The 18,308-nt window shown below is 55.3% G+C and carries 16 protein-coding genes and 1 pseudogene; 10 read left to right on the forward strand and 7 right to left on the reverse strand.

The genetic code is table 11. The features are described from left to right. The first annotated feature begins 7 nt into the window (after positions 1-7). The 3 genes from D467_RS0116965 (at position 8) to D467_RS0116975 (ending at position 1,849) form a co-directional block, all read left to right on the forward strand. Entirely contained in the window at positions 8-388 is a 381-nt protein-coding gene (locus tag D467_RS0116965) for a VOC family protein (RefSeq protein WP_018918737.1), read from the forward strand. A 120-nt stretch (positions 389-508) separates the two neighbouring features. After that, positions 509-910, forward strand: a complete 402-nt coding sequence (locus D467_RS0116970) for a DUF4870 family protein (protein ID WP_018918738.1) — start codon at positions 509-511, stop codon at positions 908-910. Between the two features lie 3 nt (positions 911-913). Continuing rightward, positions 914-1,849: a lysophospholipid acyltransferase family protein gene (locus D467_RS0116975; protein WP_018918739.1), complete on the forward strand. Its 936-nt coding sequence runs from the start codon at positions 914-916 to the stop codon at positions 1,847-1,849. On the opposite strand, the gene D467_RS0116980 is transcribed toward D467_RS0116975, so the two are convergent. Beyond that, positions 1,843-3,447, reverse strand: a complete 1,605-nt coding sequence (locus D467_RS0116980; RefSeq protein ID WP_018918740.1) for a sulfatase-like hydrolase/transferase — start codon at positions 3,445-3,447, stop codon at positions 1,843-1,845. The two genes, D467_RS0116975 and D467_RS0116980, sit on opposite strands and share 7 nt — an antisense overlap. 204 nt (positions 3,448-3,651) lie before the next feature. On the opposite strand from D467_RS0116980, the gene D467_RS0116985 reads away from it, so the two are divergent. The 3 genes from D467_RS0116985 (at position 3,652) to D467_RS0116995 (ending at position 8,108) form a co-directional block, all read left to right on the forward strand. Continuing rightward, positions 3,652-5,199, forward strand: coding sequence for an OpgD/OpgG family glucan biosynthesis protein (locus D467_RS0116985; protein WP_244147845.1), 1,548 nt, complete (start codon positions 3,652-3,654; stop codon positions 5,197-5,199). Next, complete coding sequence (gene mdoH / locus D467_RS0116990) at positions 5,192-7,234, forward strand: glucans biosynthesis glucosyltransferase MdoH (protein ID WP_018918742.1); 2,043 nt, start codon at positions 5,192-5,194, stop codon at positions 7,232-7,234. The genes D467_RS0116985 and mdoH overlap by 8 nt, the downstream gene beginning before the upstream one ends. Before the next feature lie 94 nt (positions 7,235-7,328). Further along, positions 7,329-8,108 carry a creatininase family protein gene (locus D467_RS0116995; protein WP_018918743.1) on the forward strand — a complete coding sequence of 260 codons (780 nt, stop codon included), beginning with the start codon at positions 7,329-7,331 and terminating at the stop codon, positions 8,106-8,108. A gap of 19 nt (positions 8,109-8,127) precedes the next feature. Here the strand turns inward: D467_RS0116995 and ribA are convergent, their stop codons facing one another. Continuing rightward, a complete protein-coding gene (gene ribA / locus D467_RS0117000) occupies positions 8,128-9,234 on the reverse strand; it encodes a GTP cyclohydrolase II RibA (RefSeq protein ID WP_018918744.1) in 1,107 nt (368 codons plus the stop codon). A gap of 181 nt (positions 9,235-9,415) precedes the next feature. Between ribA and D467_RS20105 the strand changes: the two genes are divergently transcribed. Then, positions 9,416-10,189, forward strand: a complete 774-nt coding sequence (locus tag D467_RS20105; RefSeq protein ID WP_244147847.1) for a RibD family protein — start codon at positions 9,416-9,418, stop codon at positions 10,187-10,189. Positions 10,190-10,255: 66 nt separating this feature from the next. Here D467_RS20105 and D467_RS20110 read toward each other — a convergent pair. The 4 genes and pseudogenes from D467_RS20110 to D467_RS0117020 all read right to left on the reverse strand — a co-directional run. Then, positions 10,256-11,116: pseudogene (locus D467_RS20110) on the reverse strand (lysylphosphatidylglycerol synthase transmembrane domain-containing protein); the annotation flags it as partial. A gap of 4 nt (positions 11,117-11,120) precedes the next feature. Further along, entirely contained in the window at positions 11,121-13,061 is a 1,941-nt protein-coding gene (locus D467_RS0117010) for a glycosyltransferase family 4 protein (RefSeq protein ID WP_018918746.1), read from the reverse strand. Further along, on the reverse strand, positions 13,058-13,456 hold the full coding sequence (locus tag D467_RS0117015; protein WP_018918747.1) for a 6-pyruvoyl trahydropterin synthase family protein: 399 nt from the start codon (positions 13,454-13,456) through the stop codon (positions 13,058-13,060). The genes D467_RS0117010 and D467_RS0117015 overlap by 4 nt, the downstream gene beginning before the upstream one ends. 24 nt (positions 13,457-13,480) lie before the next feature. Beyond that, positions 13,481-14,464 (reverse strand): zinc-dependent alcohol dehydrogenase, encoded by a 984-nt coding sequence (locus tag D467_RS0117020; protein ID WP_018918748.1) that lies wholly within the window; start codon positions 14,462-14,464, stop codon positions 13,481-13,483. Positions 14,465-14,772: 308 nt separating this feature from the next. Between D467_RS0117020 and D467_RS0117025 the strand changes: the two genes are divergently transcribed. Further along, positions 14,773-15,504, forward strand: a complete 732-nt coding sequence (locus D467_RS0117025) for a CDP-alcohol phosphatidyltransferase family protein (RefSeq protein WP_018918749.1) — start codon at positions 14,773-14,775, stop codon at positions 15,502-15,504. 55 nt (positions 15,505-15,559) lie between these two features. Here D467_RS0117025 and D467_RS0117030 read toward each other — a convergent pair whose 3' ends face one another. Next, positions 15,560-15,970 (reverse strand): DUF1090 domain-containing protein, encoded by a 411-nt coding sequence (locus D467_RS0117030; RefSeq protein ID WP_018918750.1) that lies wholly within the window; start codon positions 15,968-15,970, stop codon positions 15,560-15,562. Positions 15,971-16,179: 209 nt separating this feature from the next. Here D467_RS0117030 and D467_RS0117035 point away from each other — a divergent pair, with 209 nt between their 5' ends. Both D467_RS0117035 and D467_RS0117040 read left to right on the forward strand, forming a co-directional pair. After that, entirely contained in the window at positions 16,180-17,112 is a 933-nt protein-coding gene (locus D467_RS0117035) for a CysB family HTH-type transcriptional regulator (RefSeq protein WP_018918751.1), read from the forward strand. Positions 17,113-17,237: 125 nt separating this feature from the next. Next, on the forward strand, positions 17,238-18,305 hold the full coding sequence (locus tag D467_RS0117040; protein WP_018918752.1) for a sulfate ABC transporter substrate-binding protein: 1,068 nt from the start codon (positions 17,238-17,240) through the stop codon (positions 18,303-18,305). Positions 18,306-18,308 lie beyond the last annotated feature (3 nt).

The following is an 18,308-nucleotide window of genomic DNA, read 5'->3' on the forward strand; positions in this document are numbered from 1 at the left end:
AAGTGGCATGCTCTCAGGACTGGACCATCTTGTAGTGACTGTGACCGATATGGGTCGCGCGGTTGATTTTTATTCACGCGTTTTGGGGCTGGATGTACGTTATCGCGATGCACAACGGGTAGATTTAATGCTGGGCGACACGGCCTTACGGCTTCATCAAACCGATACCGATATCGAGCCGATTTCTGCCACGCCAACCCCAGGCAGCTTAGACCTGTGCCTGCGTTGCCAGCTGCCCCTGGATGAATTTCAACAGCACCTGGAAGCACTGGATATCGAGGTTGAACTTGGCCCTGTCGCCCGCCAGGGTGCCAACGGCGCCATTGAGTCTGTTTACCTGCGTGACCCTGATGGCAATCTTTTAGAGATCTGCCGCCCAGCCCGTTAACAACTTCCTTGATACCTTGTGGGCCAGCTACTAATGCTTAGCCGCGCCACGCAAGGTATCATAGTGCGCTTTAAGGGCGTCCGTTTTATTGCCTAAACCGCGTCAAGGGTAGGAAAAGCTATGCATGACAATCGTAACGATTCGCCAATTGAAGGCGAAATAATTTCAGAACACACAGCTAACGAGCCAGCCAAACAGCCTGATACCACTATGGCTTTGGTGGTTTACGCGCTTTACCTGGCAAGCTTTGTCGTAGGTTTCACCTCGGTAATAGGTGTCATCATTGCCTATATGTATCAAGGCAAAGGCCCAGCCTGGCTAGACGAGCATTACCGCTATCAGGTCCGCACGTTCTGGATCGGTTTGCTGTACGCAAGTGTGGCTTTCCTGCTCACCTTTGTGCTGATCGGCTTTCCGCTGTTACTGGCGCTCGCAGTCTGGTTTATCGTTCGCTGCGTCAAAGGGTTCAAAGGCCTGCAGGAAAAACGTGCCCCGACTAACGTAGGCAGCTGGTTACTGTAACGCATGACGGAACACGCAACGACATCCCGTAAGCGCTTCTCCCAAGCCACGGCAATTGCGTGGCTTTGGCGAAAGCTTTCACGCTGGCCCCTACCGCGCCTGTGGCGCTTCGCCTCAACGCTTGGCCCTCTTGTTCACCGGTTTAGCAAGCGCGAGCGAAAGGTAACGGATATCAACCTTAAAGTGGTGTATCCAGAGCTCAGTGATCATCAGCGTATGGCGCTCGCCAAGCAGAGCCTGCGCCACTCGACCGCTACCATGATGGAGCTGGGCTATGCCTGGATGGCAGAACCCGCACGCATTGAGGCGGGCATTGTAGAGGTGCATGGGCGCGACAAGCTGGATACAGCCCGGGCGGAAGGCCGTGGTGTGATCGTCTTGGCACCGCACTTTGGTAACTGGGAAGTACTCAACTTCTGGCTGTCCAGTCACTTCCCGTTCACCGCCATGTACGAGCCACCCAAAATAGCGGACCTTGAGCCGATTATCCGCCATGGCCGTGAACGTATGGGGGCACAGCTGGTTCCCACCAATTCACGGGGGGTAGCGGCACTTCTCAAGGCGCTTAAACGCAGCGAAGCCATCGGCATTCTGCCCGACCAGGAGCCCGACTGGGGCAGCGGTGTGTTTGCGCCTTTTTATGGGCGTAATGCTTACACCGCCACGCTTTTACCCAAGCTGGTCGCCCGCACCCAAGCACGCGTGGTCACCGGCGTTGCCCTGCGTCTTCCAGGCCGCGGCTTTGCGATCCACTTTCTGGATGCCGACGAGCGTGTGTATAGCGCTGAAGAAGCGGAATCAGCCGTTGGCGTCAATGCAAGTGTTGAAGCATCGATTGCGCTCGATCCTGCCCAGTACCAGTGGGAGTACAAGCGCTACCGGAAAGTCGTCGAAGAACAGCAACAGCACCCGCAAGCCAATGACTTTCGGCTTTACTGAGACAACTGCCCCGTTTCCAGAGAAGCTTCTTCACCAAACCCTTCACGCAGCCAGTGACGTAGCTGGCTCATTTTGGCGGCGTCTTGGGGGTTGTCCAAAGGCGGCAACGTGCCGTCGATAAATCCATGCGCGCGAAATGGTGCTAACAGCCTGACATCTCCGCTAATAATATGTACCGGTACCGCATTGCTGGCGTTGTCGCCGGTGATGAGCGGCGCGGGCTGATGATCGCCAAGTACGATAAGCAGCGTATTGTCATCCACTACTCTTTCCGCCCAGCGTCCGGTGACATCTACAGCGTAGTCGACAGAGCGGCCATAGTGCTCGCGAACCCGCTCAACATCCTGCCAAAGTACCTCTGGCGGGTCACCTGCATGCTCCCAGGGCGCAAAAATAGCGCCATCGCCTATCGTCGACCAGTCTTCAATAACCGGCAAAATGGGCGTCCAGGGGGCATGGCTGGAGATCAACGCCATCTGAGCAAACACGGGCATATCGCCCAGCAGATATCGCTGCGTATAGTCGAGTGTGAATTGATCCGGCATGGTGACCCAGTTCAAGGCAGGGCCTGCATAGTCGATATCCTTTGCTGCAAAAATATCGTCAAAGCCATACATTTCACCCTCCGGCCAGGCAAGCGTAATCGCGGGCATAATACTCAGCGTGCGCTGGCCGGTTGCTTTAAAATCATCGATCAGGGTTGAGGTTTCGCTATTGAGCATTAACCGGTACCACAGCTGGTTATCGATCCAACGCCCGCTGAGTAGCGTGGCATGCGCCAGCCACGACTGCCCACCCTGAATAGGCGCTTGCAGCAATCCCGAGACAACATGAAGATTGCGCTTGGCTAACCTCTGCTCCATGGATGCAAGCGTAGGAAGCAGCAAGTCGCTATAGCGCGTATCGTTAAGTGCCGATATCCCATAAGATTCAACAAAGGTGAGCAACACGTTGTGACCCTCAAGCCCCAGAAGCGGCTGCGCTTCAAGAGGTGCTGAGTCAAGTTGCTCGGAAAACGTCAGCCGCGCCTGATGAGTCACGCTTACCTGATGCCACTGAAAGCGTGTTGCCTCAGCCATGGGCAGTGACGAATAGTGCCCTAACGGTTTCCCTGTGCTATCGGCTATGCCCAGGCCCAGAGCAACCACTAACATGCAAAGGGCTACCGCTCCTTTTACACGATGCCCCCACAGAGGACGTGCTGGAAGCAGTAAGCAAAGCAGCCCCCCCAATATCCCCACCAGCAAGACGGCGCCGACAAGCATTGCGCAAACTGCCCATATTTGGCCTACATTACCTACCAGTAAATTAAAAATTGAGCGCACCAAAGGGAGATCTAAATACAGGTTAAGGGGCCGCCCAAATGCCGCGTAAGTGGCTGCATTGCCTAGATTAGCAACGGTTACCAAGGCAACCCAGCTGATCAGGGCTACTCCCAGTACGCGCCGACCATAACCGACGGGAAGTATCAGCATAAGCGGCACGATGACCCATGCTTCCCAGGCGACAAGAGGCTGCCCAATGGTGCCAAAGCGCCACCACAAGGGGGCCACAAGCAGTAAATTGAGTGCTAGTGCACCAACCAATAATCGCAACATAATAGGTTCGAGACCCTCTCAAGAGGCGGGCAATCAACAGGACGGGCGACCTTACTTAGCCGTATCAAAAAACGTCGAATGAACGACCTTACGTTAAATAAACTGTGTGCATAAAGCACTAAACGTATAATATTTGTATTAAAAAAACATTTTAATTAGCTTTATATAGCTTTCTTCAAGGCAGCATTCGAAAGGAAATCGTTTATGCGCTGTACGAACATGAAAAGTACAAATACTGGAAAATGGATGTTGTTGCTCGGCTGCTTTACAGCGCTACCTCTGCCTGTCAACGCTAATGAAGATGAACACTTTAATCGGGTCATTGAGCGAGCCCAGGAGCTTGCCGAACATACTTACCAAGCGCCGGAAGAGTCGCTTCCCCCAGCCTTACAAGACGTTAATTACGATACCTACCGACAAATACGCTTTGCGCCTGAAAAAGCGTATTGGCGTGATGAAAGCCTCTTCAATCTACAGCTATTTCACAGCGGTTTCATATTTCAAACGCCCATCACCCTTAATATCATCGAGAACGACACGGTAACCCCCCTGCCTTTTTCAAGCGATGATTTCCAGTACGATGACGATGCCCAGGCTCTTCTGGAACAGGATCTGACCGGCAGTGGCCACGCCGGATTTCGGTTGCATTATCCGCTTAACAACGAAGACTACGCCGATGAATTCGCGGTCTTTTTAGGTGCCAGCTATTTTCGCTTGACGGGTCAAGGTCAAACATATGGGCTCTCCACGCGTGGGCTCGCCATTGATACGGCATCCCCCGAGGGCGAAGAGTTTCCGGCATTTCGAGAATTCTGGCTTTATAAGCCCGGTGCGGATGACGATGAAATAACCCTTCTCGCTCTGCTGGATAGCCCGTCTTTAAGCGGCGCCTATCGGATTACGCTACACCCGGGTGAGCAAACAGATGCGGAAATTGATGCTCGGCTCTTTGCGCGTAGCGATATTGCCAAGTTAGGTATTGCTCCGCTGACCAGCATGTATGCTTTTGGGGAAGCCAGCGACGAGCGCCCTGATGACTTTCGCCCTCAGGTACATGACTCTGACGGCCTGTTGATCCATACCGGCGCGAATGAGTGGATTTGGCGCCCGCTGAGCAACCCAAAAAATGTACACACTTCAAGCTTTGTGGACGACGCTCCGAACGGTTTTGGGTTAATGCAACGCCAGCGCAACTTTGATCGCTACCTGGATATGGAGGCCCAGTACCATCTGCGGCCCAGCCAATGGGTAGCCCCTATCGAACCATGGGGTGCAGGGCATGTTGAGCTGGTGGAGATCCCTACGCCAGATGAAACCTTCGATAATATTGTGGCTTACTGGGTTGCCGATGAACCGCTCAAAGCCGGCGAATCACGTAAGCTTCATTACCATACCTACACGCTCAATGGTGTCCCTGAAGCGCATACGCTTGGCCAGGTCATTCGCACTCGCCATGGCACTGCCAACATCCCAGGAACCGGTGTAGATAATGCACTAAAGCGCCAATTTATTGTCGACTTCCAAGGTGGGCAGCTTAACGATATCGCCGCGGATCAACCTGTCGAGCTTGAAATTAGCACGCAGGCAGGAGAAGTGAGTGCATCGCACGTGATGCCGCTACCCGACAATGCTTGGCGCGCCAGCTTTCGCATAGAGTCTCATAATGAACCTAGCGATATTCGCCTGCGTTTAATGCTTAACGGCCAGCCGATTAGCGAAACCTGGAACTATGTGTGGTATCCCGATGCATAAAAAAAACGAACGCCGACCAGCACCATTACAAAAACGATCACAAGAACAGTCCCAAGAACTTGCATCTGAACTAGCGCCCTCGATCCCATGGCTCGGGTTTCGCCGCATCCTTCTAGCCGTGCTGGTATTAAGCTCCAGCATTGCTGGCTGCGTGTCGATGTATCATGTCATTTCCAACCTGGGGATAGGCTGGCAGATCACCATGCTGGTGCTGTTTGCTCTTACCTTCACCTGGATCGCCCTAGCCTTCTGGGGAGCCGTCTTCGGGTTTTTGGTTTGCCTGTTGCGGCGCGACCCCTTGAGCCTACGTCGGCAGGTACCGCTTGAGCCTAACGGCAGTTTATTGGTTAGCCGCACAGCGCTTGTGATGCCAATTTATGCAGAGCCCCCTATTCCCACTATCGCGGGGCTTGAAGCTACCTGTCGCTCGTTGATTGAGCAGGCAAAAACGCCGGATAACCATATTGAAACGCCGCTCAGCGAGCACTTTGAAGTATTTATTCTGAGCGACACCCAGGATGCCGAGAAGGCCAAAGTGGAAGCCGCCCATGTGGTTGCCTTGCAGCAGCGCCTGGCTGGCCAGCTATCGGTTCATTACCGGCGCCGGGAGAACAACCTGGGCCGTAAAGCGGGCAATATTGCTGAATTTTGCTGCCGCTGGGGGCGCCGTTATGACTACATGGTGGTACTCGACGCCGATAGTCTCATGAGCGGTGCAACGCTATTGAAGCTTGTCCACCGCATGCAGCGTCAGCCAAGCGTTGGCTTGATTCAAACCGTGCCGATTCCGGTTGGCCAACGTACGCTGTTTGGTCTGTTTACCCAGTTTGCCTCAGCACTGTACAGCCCGATGCTGGCAGCAGGGCAAAGCTTTTGGCAGGGCGATGCTGCTAACTACTGGGGACATAATGCTATTGTCCGTACCCGGGCGTTTATGGCAAGCGCAGGGTTACCCATGCTGTCTGGCAAACCGCCGCTGGGAGGCGAAATTCTGAGCCACGACTTTGTAGAAGCTGCGCTACTCAAAAGAAGCGGCTGGCAGGTTTTGCTGGATACGTCGGCGACTACCGCTGTTTCAAGCCATAACCCTTACGCCAGCGCCTCCCACAATAGTTTTGAGGCAATGCCCAGCAACATGCTCGACTTTGCCAAGCGTGACCGTCGCTGGCTACAGGGCAACTTGCAACATTTACGTCTACTGACAGGTGCCGGGTTTCATACTCTCAGCCGGCTGCACTTCTTGTTCGGCGCGTTTGCCTACCTATCGTCTTTGGTTTGGCTTGGCTTGCTGGTCTGTACAAGCCTGTTGGTGGGCTACCAGGCTATCGATGACACACCCGAGCAGATACTCCCCCAGTCGCTTTCCGTCGGGCTACTGTTCATTACCTTAGGTATGTTGCTGGCGCCCAAATTTCTGGGTTTGCTACTGGCGTTTATTCAGTGCCCACATGCGTTTGGTGGCCGGATCCGGCTGCTGACAAGCGCGGTGCTGGAGATACTTTTTGCCGCGCTAATCGCCCCGTTGATGATGGCCTGCCACAGCCTTTTTATTATTAACGTCTTAGTAGGTGGCTCTATCGAGTGGCAAACCCAGCCGCGGGGCGAACGTTCGTTACGCTGGCGAGAGGTATGGCAGCATGCGGGCTGGATGACGCTGTGTGGCCTTGCCTGGTCAGGCGGCGTCATGCTGTTTTCGCCCACCGCCTTCGGTTGGTTAACGCCGGCCTGGCTGGGTTTGGTCGCGGCAGTGCCGATTATCAAATATTCGAGCAGCAGCACATGGGGCGGGGTGCTTAGTCAGCGCTTAGGGCTTTTGCAAACGCCTAGTGTCAGTTTAAGCCCACCACTGCTGGACGAGTTTAATGCTCTGATGGCGCGCGATAGCTCAACGCTGCCGCCAGCCGAAGACGGCGCTACGCTAAGCCTGAACGCACTGCCCTGTGAGCTATCGGGCGATATGCCGTGTCAGTCGCTTTATCAGTTTAATGCGCAAACAGTAGCGTCCCCCGAGCCTCAAGCAAAAGAGCCTAATTAATGCTTAGCCATTGACTGGGTTGGTAAGCACCAAAGCGAGGCAACCCGCTTTGGTGCTAATACATTCAAGCTTACAGGCGCAGGATTTAAAATTTATGATTTACCATTGGCAGACGCTGACCACCCCTGAATTGGCCGCTCTAGCGGAGCGCGACCCGGTCGCCGTTTTGGTGTTGGGGGCCATAGAGCAGCACGGCACTCACCTGCCTCTGGGCACAGACCTTATCATCGGCGAAGGGCTGCAGGCCGCTATGCTTGGCTTTCTCGACCCCGCACTGGATGTTGTTTGCCTACCACCTATTGCGGTGGGCGCAAGCGACGAGCACGCCAACTTTGCAGGCACGTTAAGCCTTCCGGCACCGCTCGCCATAGCGACGCTTGAAGCATATGGCGAAAGCGTTTCGCGGGCTGGCATTCAGCGTTTGGTGTTAATCAATAGCCATGGCGGTAACAAGGCCATCATGGATTTGGCGTCGCTCACCTTGCGTAAGCGTTTTGCCATGCGCGTCGTTAAAGCAACCTATACCCGCCTGCCGCCGCTTGAAGGGGCTATCAATGCCGACGAGCTGCGCTATGGCTTACATGGCGGACTGCTGGAAACCGCCATGATGCAATACCTCGCGCCAGCCTCGGTGAAGCTGGAGGGCTATCAAACCGCCCCGCTTGGCACCCTGCAGAATAATCAGCTGCTAGGGCCGGAAGGCGCGGCCGGGTTTGCCTGGCTTGCCGAAGACCTCAGCCAACACGGTGTGGCAGGCGATGCCCGCCAGGCAAACGCCGCATTGGGTGAGCGCTTGGTACAACATTACGCTAACCAACTGGCAATCGTAGTGGCTGAAACCGCCCGCCTGCCCACGTTATCTCAAAAATCCTAGTGTTAGAGCAGTGTGGCCGCTAGCGGCTATTGCTGCCTAGCACATCGCCGAAAAGATGGCCTGCCCGGTTGGCCTTGGCGCTTAGGTAACGGTGGTTTTGGTCGGTGACGCTGCCATAAAGCGCCTGACGCGATACCACTTCAATACCGCCTTCACGCAGAGCCGCAATTTTCAAAGGGTTGTTGGTCAGTAGCTGAACCTGGGAAATATCCAAGGCGTTGAGCATATCCACCGCGACCGCGTACTGGCGCTCATCGTCGCCAAAACCCAGCACCTGGTCGGCGTCCACAGTGTCCAGACCGCCATCTTGCAGAGTATAGGCACGTAGCTTATTAGCAAGCCCAATGCCGCGGCCCTCCTGAGCCAAATACAGCAGTACACCACCGCCCATTGCCTGAATATCCGCGACGGCGTTGCGCAGTTGCTCACCGCAATCGCAACGCAGGCTGCCAAATAAGTCCCCGGTCAGGCAAGCGGAGTGCATGCGTAGCGGTACTGCGCCTTCTAGCGTTTCCGGCTGACCAATGACCACCGCCACATGCTCGCGCAAACCATCTGGCTCGCGGAAGAGTACAAATCGGCTCTCAGGCGCGTCTTCAAGCGGAATACTCGCTTCGCTCACCCGTTTGAGCATGCCCGGCGCCCCCGCCAGACATTTTTCGGCGTCCTTCGCCTCGATTTCCAACAGTTTTCCCTGGGCAATATCCTGGGCGACGGCGCTCGCTGCCTGCTCACTGACCTCGGCACACAGGGCTGCCGGGATAAGTAACGCACGGCGCATGATGGCAACTGCCCCGCGCTCGCCGGGCCCTGCCGGCTTTAAGCCACTTAATAACGAGTGCGAAGGACGATGCGCGCTTTGCGTAACGGCTAACGCGTTCAGATCATTTTCGCCAATGTTTTCAACCAACGGCAAACACGCAGCCTCAGCGGTAAGCGACATCCCCATCGCCTCAAGGCGGTGGCGTGTTAACACCAGTGATGGGCGCGTCCCTGCGAGCTTGGCCAGCATATCGACCGACTCTATGCCTTCCAATGCCTGTACCAGCAGACGCTTTTCGCCCGTGTTGATAACGACCGGCAACCCACGGCGAATATCGAAGATAGCGCGTTCAATGTGATACATATAGGCCTCCTAATTGCCTGTTGCAGCGAATAGCGTACGCTTGCGCTGGGCCATGTGGCCCCGCAAGATAAGACGGTTTTCTCAGCGCGGAGGCGTTATGCCCGACACCGATCGTCAAAGTGGCTGCACTCGTCACGAAACATTGCTGGATATTGAGGCGGCCTGGGATTGGCTTTTGGCTATGCGCCATCGTAAGCCCTCCAGCACGCCGCTTGAGCTCAGCCCCGAGGGGCAATGGCATACCCATACGGCCGTTACGCCAGCAGCCACTGAGTTGCTGGACTGCCTGACACCGCTCGTAAGCCGCGCCTCCTGGGTAATCGCCCAACTGGGGCAGAGCCTGGATGGGCGGATTGCGACCCAAAGCGGCCACTCGCATTACATCAACGGTCAAGAAAGCCTGGTGCACCTGCACCGGCTGCGTGCCCTGGTGGATGCCGTGGTGATTGGTGCGGGCACGGCAAGCGCCGACAACCCCCAATTGACGGTACGCCACGCCACCGGCACTCATCCCACGCGGGTGGTGCTCGACCCACGTGGCCGCGTGCCTCTGGATATCAAGCTGTTCCACACCGATTCGGCGCCCACGCTGCACGTGGTGGGGCCGGATACAGCGTTTGCGCCGTCGAGTGCCACCGTTCAACGCTGCAGGCTGCCACTCAATGCCCAGGGGCAGTTCGCCCCCAGCGATGTTATTAACCTGCTTAACCAACGCGGGCTGCAGCGCATCCTGGTGGAAGGCGGCGGCGTTACGGTTTCCCAGTTTATCGAGGCCGGTGTGATCGATCGCCTGCATCTTCTGGTCGCCCCGCTGCTGATCGGCTCGGGCAGACCCGGACTGCAAATGACCCCCATCGAAACGCTTGAAAGTGCGCTGCGCCCGACGATGCGCCGGTTCCGCTGCGGTGACGACACTCTGTTTGACGTGCTGCTGCGTGCCGCCACCTTCACCTGATGGTTGAGCGCGGTGATGGCGCGATAGCGCCACCCAGATGCCCGGTAGGCTGGAAAGCAGCACCAGTACCCCATAGGCCAGGGAGACCGCCACGCCCTGAGCCGTGGGCAACCCGACCAGCGCCCAGGTAGCAACCGCGGCACCTTCGCGCACTCCCCAGCCAGCAACAGAGAGCGGCACCAGCATGGCCAAAAGAAGCACGGGGGCAAGCGCCAGAATCTGCAGTGCTTCAAGCTCCACACCAATGGCACGCGCGGCGCACACCATTACGAGCCCATAGCTCACCACGATGGTCAGCGAAGAGGCCAGCTGCAAATTCCACACCCCCCGACTTAACAATCCACGTTTGATATCCAATCGCATGGAGTGCCACCACGCAGGCAGCCTTGAGGAAGACAGGCGGATTAGCCCTTGCCACACCGCCACCGTCACCACACAAAGTCCACCGACAATCACAAGGCTCACCGGCCACCCCAGCACGGCATGCCAGAGCGGCGATAACAGAAGCGCCATCAAGGTTAAAATCACCACGGCGACCTGACCCGAGGTGCGCTCGATGATGACCGCCCGCCAAGCGCTGCCGCGCGATACCGACTGGCTAGCATGCCGATGGGCACGGCCGGCGTCGCCCAACACTCCGCCGGGTAACAGCTGATTCATGAGTAGCGCCAGGTAGTATTCACGCCAAGCATAGCTAAAGCGCAGCGGCGCCCCTACCCGCCCAGCGGTAAACTGCCACCGCCAGGCACTCAGCATGATTTGCAGCACGCTGATAAATAGCGCTAACGCTACCCAGCCAGGCGATAACCGCTCCACCTGAGCCATGATCTCGCGCGGGTTCACAAAGAGTGCCACCGCGCCCAAAAGCGCTACGCTAATGACCCCACGCTGAACCCAGGGAGAACGCACGATGCGCTTTATGCCCATAGGCTTACTCCGCCCTCAAAGGCGTTGCGAGCAGGTCACAATGGCCAACCCAAATGCCCACTTCACCACTGGCAACGGCCTGCGTACGCCGCTCACGCCACTCGGCAATTCGGGTTGCGGCTTCGGGTGCCTGCTCTGTCGCGGCTTCGCTCCAGACGTTGATCAAGGCCGTCATTAGAGGCTGATGTGAACGATTACCTGCCCCCAGTAGCCACGGCGTTTCTACCTGCTCAACCTGATAGCTTGCCTGCTCAAGCGCGCTAACCAGCGCGCCATGGGCCTGACCGCCGAGCGCCTCACCCAAGCCCTTATCACGCTGTTGATGGGCGATAAACAGCGCCTGCAGCCAATGATCTTCATCATCGGCTTGCGGTTCGCCATTAGCGTCGGTAAAGCCCCACTCGCCAGTAACGCTAAGCGCCATCAAAAGCGCCTGCTGGTGCGTAGCACAGTGTGCGACGAGCGTTTCAATCCAGGTCTGGGAGACGAGATCAAGCAACGCTGACGCGCTCACCAAATGGGCCGATTGCAACGGCGGATGATCCAGAGAATCGAGCGATACGCACAGCGTTTCCAGTGTTATCGCGCTTTGATCAGCAAGCCTATTAGCACTTGTCGTGGCCTCTTCAAGCAAGGCCGCATCATGATCAATCAGCGTCCAGTGCTGCGGCAAGGGCATGAAAGAGGCGAGAAAGCGCATATTGCTGCCGCGACCTGCCCCCAAATCAACCAGACGCGGCGCTTGGGTACGCGCGCTTAACCACTGTGCGGCTTTGCCCGGAAGCTGCTGACTTCTAAACGTAAAATCCACCTCTTCACGCAGCGTCAACCAGTCGGGTGTAAACTGGCTACCCGCACTCAACGCGGGCGCATCGCTTAACGCTTTTGCAAATGCTATGCCCGCGGCCTGCCAATCATTGAGCTGCTCACGCGCGGCTAATGCCCCAGCTTTCAAAGAATCACGCAGCGCCGCGTCATCACAAAAACGGCTTAGGGCATGCTTGAGGGCCTCGACATCACCCGGTGCGACTTTAAGCCCCGCGCCTTCCGGTAAGGTTTCATCCAGGGCGCCGCCCGTTGTGGTAATGACCGGCAGGCCATGCGCCAGCGCTTCGGTTACCACCATGCCATAGCCTTCATACCAGGAAGGCAGCACCAGCGCATCGGCCTCCTGGTAGGCCTGTATCAGCGTGGCTTCATCGCACTCGCCGTGCAGTCGAATATTCGCGCTAAGCCCGTTGTCTTCAATAAGCTGCTGCACGCGCTCGGCAAACGCCGCGTCACGTGCGGCGCCATAACAGTCGCACTGCCAATTGGTCGACGTAACGCCTGCCAAGGCGCGAACCAGCAGATCCTGCCCTTTACGCGGCACCAGCGTTGCCACACATAGAAGGCCCAGCGGTTTACCCGGTTCTGCACCTATACTTGCCGAGATTTCACCATTGATAAGAGCCGCATCCACCCCGGGCTCTACTACGTTAATCTTGGCGGTAATCGGCAGTGAGTAGTGGTCCGCCAATACCTGTAAACGGCGCTGGGTAAACCGGCTGGTGACAATAATTTGCGAGACGGCGGCCAGGGCCTGCAGCTCACGCTGATGAAACTCCTGTTGCTGTGTATCGCTTAACCCTTGTTCATCGCCTAACGGATGATGCACCAGCGCCGTTATCGCCAAGCGCTCGGCGTGCTGGGCAATCACTGTCGGGAGCGCCCCCATGGCCAGGCCATCAATCACGACGGTCGCTGCGTCGGGTAAGTCACCTAGCGCAGCCGATAGCTGGTCACTGGCCTGCTGGTCGGCATCAGGAAAACGCCCCGCCAGGCTAACCACATCAACAGAATGCCCTGCGCCACGCAGCGCTTCGACGATGCGAGTATCGTAAATATATCCACCGGTGCGCTGATTAAGGTCACCGGCGACGATAAGGGTTAGTGATTGGCTCATAGATCCCCTTCATAGCTTGCCCAGGCAATATGGGATTCATGCAATTTGACTTCCATACGGGTGATACCCTGCGCGGTCTTACCCATTTTGCCTTCGCCGATGGCATCGGCCAGCCGGCTAAAAATAACGCTGGCCATAAATTCGGTAGAGGTGTTTTTGCCCGCAAACGCCTCTTCGTCATCCAGGTTGCGGTAATTCAGGTGCGACAACACTTCTTTAACCGTTTCGCTCGCAAGGCCAATATCAATCACCAGGCCATCTTCATCCAATTCAGGACGTTGAAATATCACATCAACGACATAGGTAGCCCCATGGGTACGCTGAGCGGGGCCAAAAATTTCACCTTTAAAACTATGCGCAATCATAAAGTGATCACGAACACATAGACGGTACATAAACGCTCCTGGATTTGATTAATTTCAAGTGGGATAACGAAGGCGGTGGCATAACACATCGCTGCCTGTCGCAAAGAGCTTAGGGGCAAGCTGAGGCAGCGTTTCAAAGTCACTCTCGCCGCTGATCAGGGCATCCAATCGGTTATCGGTCAAGAGGCTCAAGGCAAGGGTCAAGCGGCGCTGGTAATCCCAGCGCGGGCGTAACTTGGCAGGCAGTTGGCCCACTTGGCTGGCGCGCAGGCTAAGGCGCTGAGAATGAAAAGCCCCACCCAGAGGAATGCTCACATCGCCCTCGCCAAACCAACTCATTTCAATAATACGACCTTCATTGCCCACCTGAGCGAGCGCTTGGCGTAAGCCTTCAGGGTGGCCGCTGGCGTGAATAACGCAATCCTGATCACTGGGGCCCCGCTCAGGCGTACAGAAGGTAAGGCCCAAGCGCTCGGCAAGCACTTGGCGATCAGGGTTAATATCGATCAGCGTCGCCGTTACGCCGGGTATCTGCGCGCATAAGTAAGCTACCAGTGTGCCGACAACGCCAGCACCAATAATGCTGATCTGTTCGCCCAGCATAGGCTCAGCGTCCCACACGCCATTGATGGCGGTTTCCATATTGGCGGCGAGCACGGCTCGCGCAGCCGGTATGTTTTCAGGGATCGGCAGTACCATCGTGGCGGGCACAACATAGCGGTCTTGATGGGGGTAGAGGCAAAATACCGTTTTACTAAGCAGATGCTCTGGCCCCTGCTCGACTACGCCAACGTTGCAGTAGCCATACTTGACGGGGCCCGGAAAACGTCCCACCTGGAAAGGCGCCTGCATGCGATCCACTTCACTTTCTGGAACACGGCCATTAAACACCAATGACTCGGTGCCCCGACTAACGCCGCTATACAAGGCGCGCACTAGAACGTCACTACTTCCAACGTGGGCTAGCGGTTCGCTTTTAAGCTTGCCCGTCCCTGGGTGAGTGACCCAAAAGGCCGTGGATGTTTCTGTCGCCGACATGACGGTTCCCTATTATTAGCATTTTCATCCAATGAATCGGGTGCCCCCGATGGGTAACTCAACGTTACCAATTCATGAACTTATTGTGGCGTTTCTTAAAGCTTAGCGTAGAAAAGCCATTGGTCGATGAATGCAGGAAGCCAATTTCGTTTAATAGCGTTTAAAAAAAAGTAAGCAGTTTTTAGGAACATCAATACGCTATGATGAATGAGATAGACAACTCTGTACCTATGTACAAGAATGGTACATATAAAAATATTTGCATCAATTAATTAGCTGCGGACAGACGGTTCGCTCTGCGAGACGCCATGCTTCGATTCTTTCCCCCCACCTCGACTCCGCTGTTATCCAGCAGGCTATATACCGCTGGCGAACTGATTGTGGGCAGCTTGGCACTCCTGGTACTAGGCATTTTTTTACCGACGCTAATGGCCAATACCTTGAACTGGGGGCTGGCATTTGGGGTATATGCACTAATTAGCCTATTGATGATGGTTTTTTGGTCTGGCGGGGCATTGGGATGGGCGAACCGCATTACGTTACTACGCGCAATACTGGTTGCCTTGGCAGCCGGGGCGCTTGCCAATAACGTCTTCACCCAGGCCATTTGGCTATGGCTAGTGATCGCGACCGTGGCGCTTATGCTTGACGGTGTGGATGGCTGGATTGCCAGGCGAACCAAAAGCTATAGCGCGTTTGGCGCACGTTTTGATATGGAGCTGGATGCCCTACTGATTCTTCTGCTGTGTATCGGGCTGATTCAACTTGAATCGCTGGGTCTGTGGGTGCTGCTGATTGGCTTAATGCGCTATTTTTTCGTGGCCGCCAGCTGGCATTTCACCTGGCTATCTGAGCCTTTGTTTGCCAGCTTTCGGCGCAAACTGGTGTGCGTTTGGCAGGTGTCCGCGCTATTGCTGGCATTAACGCCGCTTACCCACCCGTTTTTGGCAAGCCTGTTAGCGTTTAGCGCACTAATCTCGCTGGCCTATTCATTTGGGATGGATATTAGGTGGCTCTACAATCAGTCTCGACATAAATAGACCCAAACGTGATCGGGCTAAATCTGGGGCACCTATGAGCCAGCGCCCCGCTTGCCTAGTCACTAAGCTGGCTTTGTAGCGCATTAAGCTCTTGGGTATGCGTTTCTAATTCCTGGGTTGCTTCTTCGAGCTTAACGCGTCTTTTCTGAATATCGTCTTCATCGCCATCGCTTAGCGCTTCTTCAAAATCCGCCTGGCGCTCCTGCACTTCGGCAAGGCTTGCTTTCACTTCGTCGGTCGCGTCATTGAGGACACTTTCATTGGTGCAGTTGTTTTCAATCGCGTCCAAGGCTCGCTGCAAACCCTCTACCCGCTGCTGATTGCCTTGTGACTGGGCATGCTCCAATTGCTGGCGAATATCGCTCGCCTTGCTTTCGCATAAGGCTTCTGCAGCGCTTGCCATAGATGGCAGTGCCAGTCCTGCCAGTAAGGCTACAAAAGCTACGTTAACTACACGGTTTTTCATTGATTTTATCCCTTTTTAACGACTTATTGCTTAACGTGGTGTTACCACACTGTCGGGCGTTAGATAGCTAAATGGGATAACGGTTCTGACTTATTTTTGCTTTAGGTGTAAAAAACGATATAGATAGCAGAAAATACAATTTATTGTATAAGAATAATTTTTAATATTCTTTTTTAGAATATTAAATCTGCTTTCACTGGATACCTGTCATGAATATTCAGCAACTGCGTATCGTTCGGGAAACTGTACGGCAGCATTTCAATCTGACTGAAGCCTCTAACGCGCTTTATACCTCTCAGTCAGGTGCCAGTAAGCATATTCGCGACTTGGAAGACGAGCTGGGCGTTGAGTTATTCGAGCGCCGCGGCAAGCGTATTCTTGGGTTAACCGTTGCAGGCAGCACGTTGATCGACTGCATTGAGCGCATCTTGCTGGATGTCGAAAATCTCAAGCGTTCGGCTCACCAGCTAACCCATGAAGACCAGGGAAGTCTTGCCATTGCGACAACGCATACTCAGGCACGCTATGCACTTCCCCCGATTATTGCCCAGTTCAAGAAGGCCTTTCCCAAGGTACATCTGGAGCTCCACCAGTGCGGGCCAGAGGAGATCGTTTCACTACTCAAGGCGGGCAAGGTAGATATAGGCATCGCCACCGAAGCGCTGCACGAAGAGAGCCAGCTTTTTGCCTGCTTTCCTTTTTATCACTGGTATCACGGGGTCATCGTGCCCGAACATCACCCTTTGAACGACGGCTTACCGTTAACGCTTGAGCGAATCGCCGAGCACCCTATTGTTACCTACCATGACGGTTTTACGGGCCGAGCACGCATTGACACGGCGTTTACCTCGGTTGGCGTGTATTCCGATATCGTGCTGACTGCCCTGGATGCAGACGTTATCAAAACCTACGTTGAGCTGGGCATGGGCGTGGGGTTGATTGCCTCCATGGCCTATCACGAAGCGCGCGATCAAGGGCTCAAACTACTGGATGCCAGCGCGCTGTTCCCACGCAACACTACCTACCTGGCGCTACGGCGCGGTCATTTTCTACGCGGGTACGTTTATCAATTTCTCAAGCTGTGCCGCGATAACCTGAATGAAGACACCGTTCAGCGCGTTCTGGCAGGCCGCCAGGATTAACCGCAATCTCGCACTCCACTCGTTAAGCTTAAAAAGTAATAAGCAATCCATTTTATATTCGTTATTAGAATCAATGAATTTGCTTAGGCTGTCTTCCTACTTACATAAAAGCATCGGAGCAGCCAATGAACGCCTTTCACCCTTCCACCCAATGGCCCCTTTCCAAGCTAGTGGCAGTCGCCTTATTGGGTGGCGCCGTATTCACCACCACGCTTGGCTTGCCAGCTATCGCTCACGCAGAAAGCGAGCACGTCGAACTCCTCAATGTCTCCTACGACCCGACGCGCGAGTTCTATCGGGAATACAACGAGCTGTTTGCCGATCATTGGCAGCAAGCACGAGGCCAAACGGTTTCTGTCCGTCAATCCCATGGCGGCTCCGGGTCCCAGGGTCGCGCGGTGGTCGATGGTATTGATGCCGATGTGGTCACGTTGGCTCTTGCCTACGACATTGACGCCCTGCACGACCGCGCCGAACTGATTCCTGCCGATTGGCAGTCGCGTCTGCCCTACAACAGCTCGCCCTACACCTCCACTATCGTGTTACTGGTCCGCGATGGTAACCCCAAGAACATTCAGGGCTGGGAAGATCTGGCGCGTGACGATGTGGACGTCATAACACCGAATCCTAAAACGTCAGGCGGTGCACGCTGGAATTTCCTGGCGCTGTGGGGCTATGGGCTTGAGCAGTTCGATGGCGATGAGCAGCAGACGTTCGACTTTGTTCAGCAAGTGTTTGAGAACGTACCGGTACTCGATTCCGGCGCGCGAGGCGCTACCAACACTTTCGTACAGCGTCGGTTAGGCGATGTGCTGCTCGCCTGGGAAAACGAAGCCATTCTTTCAGTAGAGCAGCTGGGTAAAGGCGATTTTGAAATCGTGGTGCCAGAGCAGAGCATTCTGGCAGAGCCGCCCGTTGCGGTCGTGGATGCCAATGTTGATCGCAAGGGAACCCGCGAAGCCGCCGAAGCGTACCTGGAATACCTCTACTCCGAAGAAGCCCAGCAGCTAGCCGCTAAACACTATTACCGCCCGCGTAGTGAAGACGTGTTGGCAGAGCACATTGATGCGTTTCCCTCGCTTGAGCTGTTCACGATTGATGACGTTTTTGGGGGCTGGCAAAGCGCCCAGGCGCGCTTCTTCAATGATGGCGGCGTTTTCGACGAGATTCTTGAAGCGATCAACGCTCAGTAGCTC

The sequence above is a fragment of the Vreelandella zhanjiangensis DSM 21076 genome (assembly GCF_000377665.1).
GTDB classification, from domain to species: Bacteria; Pseudomonadota; Gammaproteobacteria; order Pseudomonadales; family Halomonadaceae; genus Vreelandella; species Vreelandella zhanjiangensis.

Coding starts and splice junctions, on each gene's coding strand:
- D467_RS0116965 (WP_018918737.1), top strand. CDS start 8: ATGCTCTCAGGACTGGACCATCTTGTAGTGACTGTGACCGATATGGGT.
- D467_RS0116970 (WP_018918738.1), top strand. CDS start 509: ATGCATGACAATCGTAACGATTCGCCAATTGAAGGCGAAATAATTTCA.
- D467_RS0116975 (WP_018918739.1), top strand. CDS start 914: ATGACGGAACACGCAACGACATCCCGTAAGCGCTTCTCCCAAGCCACG.
- D467_RS0116980 (WP_018918740.1), bottom strand. CDS start 3,447: ATGTTGCGATTATTGGTTGGTGCACTAGCACTCAATTTACTGCTTGTG.
- D467_RS0116985 (WP_244147845.1), top strand. CDS start 3,652: ATGCGCTGTACGAACATGAAAAGTACAAATACTGGAAAATGGATGTTG.
- mdoH (WP_018918742.1), top strand. CDS start 5,192: ATGCATAAAAAAAACGAACGCCGACCAGCACCATTACAAAAACGATCA.
- D467_RS0116995 (WP_018918743.1), top strand. CDS start 7,329: ATGATTTACCATTGGCAGACGCTGACCACCCCTGAATTGGCCGCTCTA.
- ribA (WP_018918744.1), bottom strand. CDS start 9,234: ATGTATCACATTGAACGCGCTATCTTCGATATTCGCCGTGGGTTGCCG.
- D467_RS20105 (WP_244147847.1), top strand. CDS start 9,416: ATGCGCCATCGTAAGCCCTCCAGCACGCCGCTTGAGCTCAGCCCCGAG.
- D467_RS0117010 (WP_018918746.1), bottom strand. CDS start 13,061: ATGAGCCAATCACTAACCCTTATCGTCGCCGGTGACCTTAATCAGCGC.
- D467_RS0117015 (WP_018918747.1), bottom strand. CDS start 13,456: ATGTACCGTCTATGTGTTCGTGATCACTTTATGATTGCGCATAGTTTT.
- D467_RS0117020 (WP_018918748.1), bottom strand. CDS start 14,464: ATGTCGGCGACAGAAACATCCACGGCCTTTTGGGTCACTCACCCAGGG.
- D467_RS0117025 (WP_018918749.1), top strand. CDS start 14,773: ATGCTTCGATTCTTTCCCCCCACCTCGACTCCGCTGTTATCCAGCAGG.
- D467_RS0117030 (WP_018918750.1), bottom strand. CDS start 15,970: ATGAAAAACCGTGTAGTTAACGTAGCTTTTGTAGCCTTACTGGCAGGA.
- D467_RS0117035 (WP_018918751.1), top strand. CDS start 16,180: ATGAATATTCAGCAACTGCGTATCGTTCGGGAAACTGTACGGCAGCAT.
- D467_RS0117040 (WP_018918752.1), top strand. CDS start 17,238: ATGAACGCCTTTCACCCTTCCACCCAATGGCCCCTTTCCAAGCTAGTG.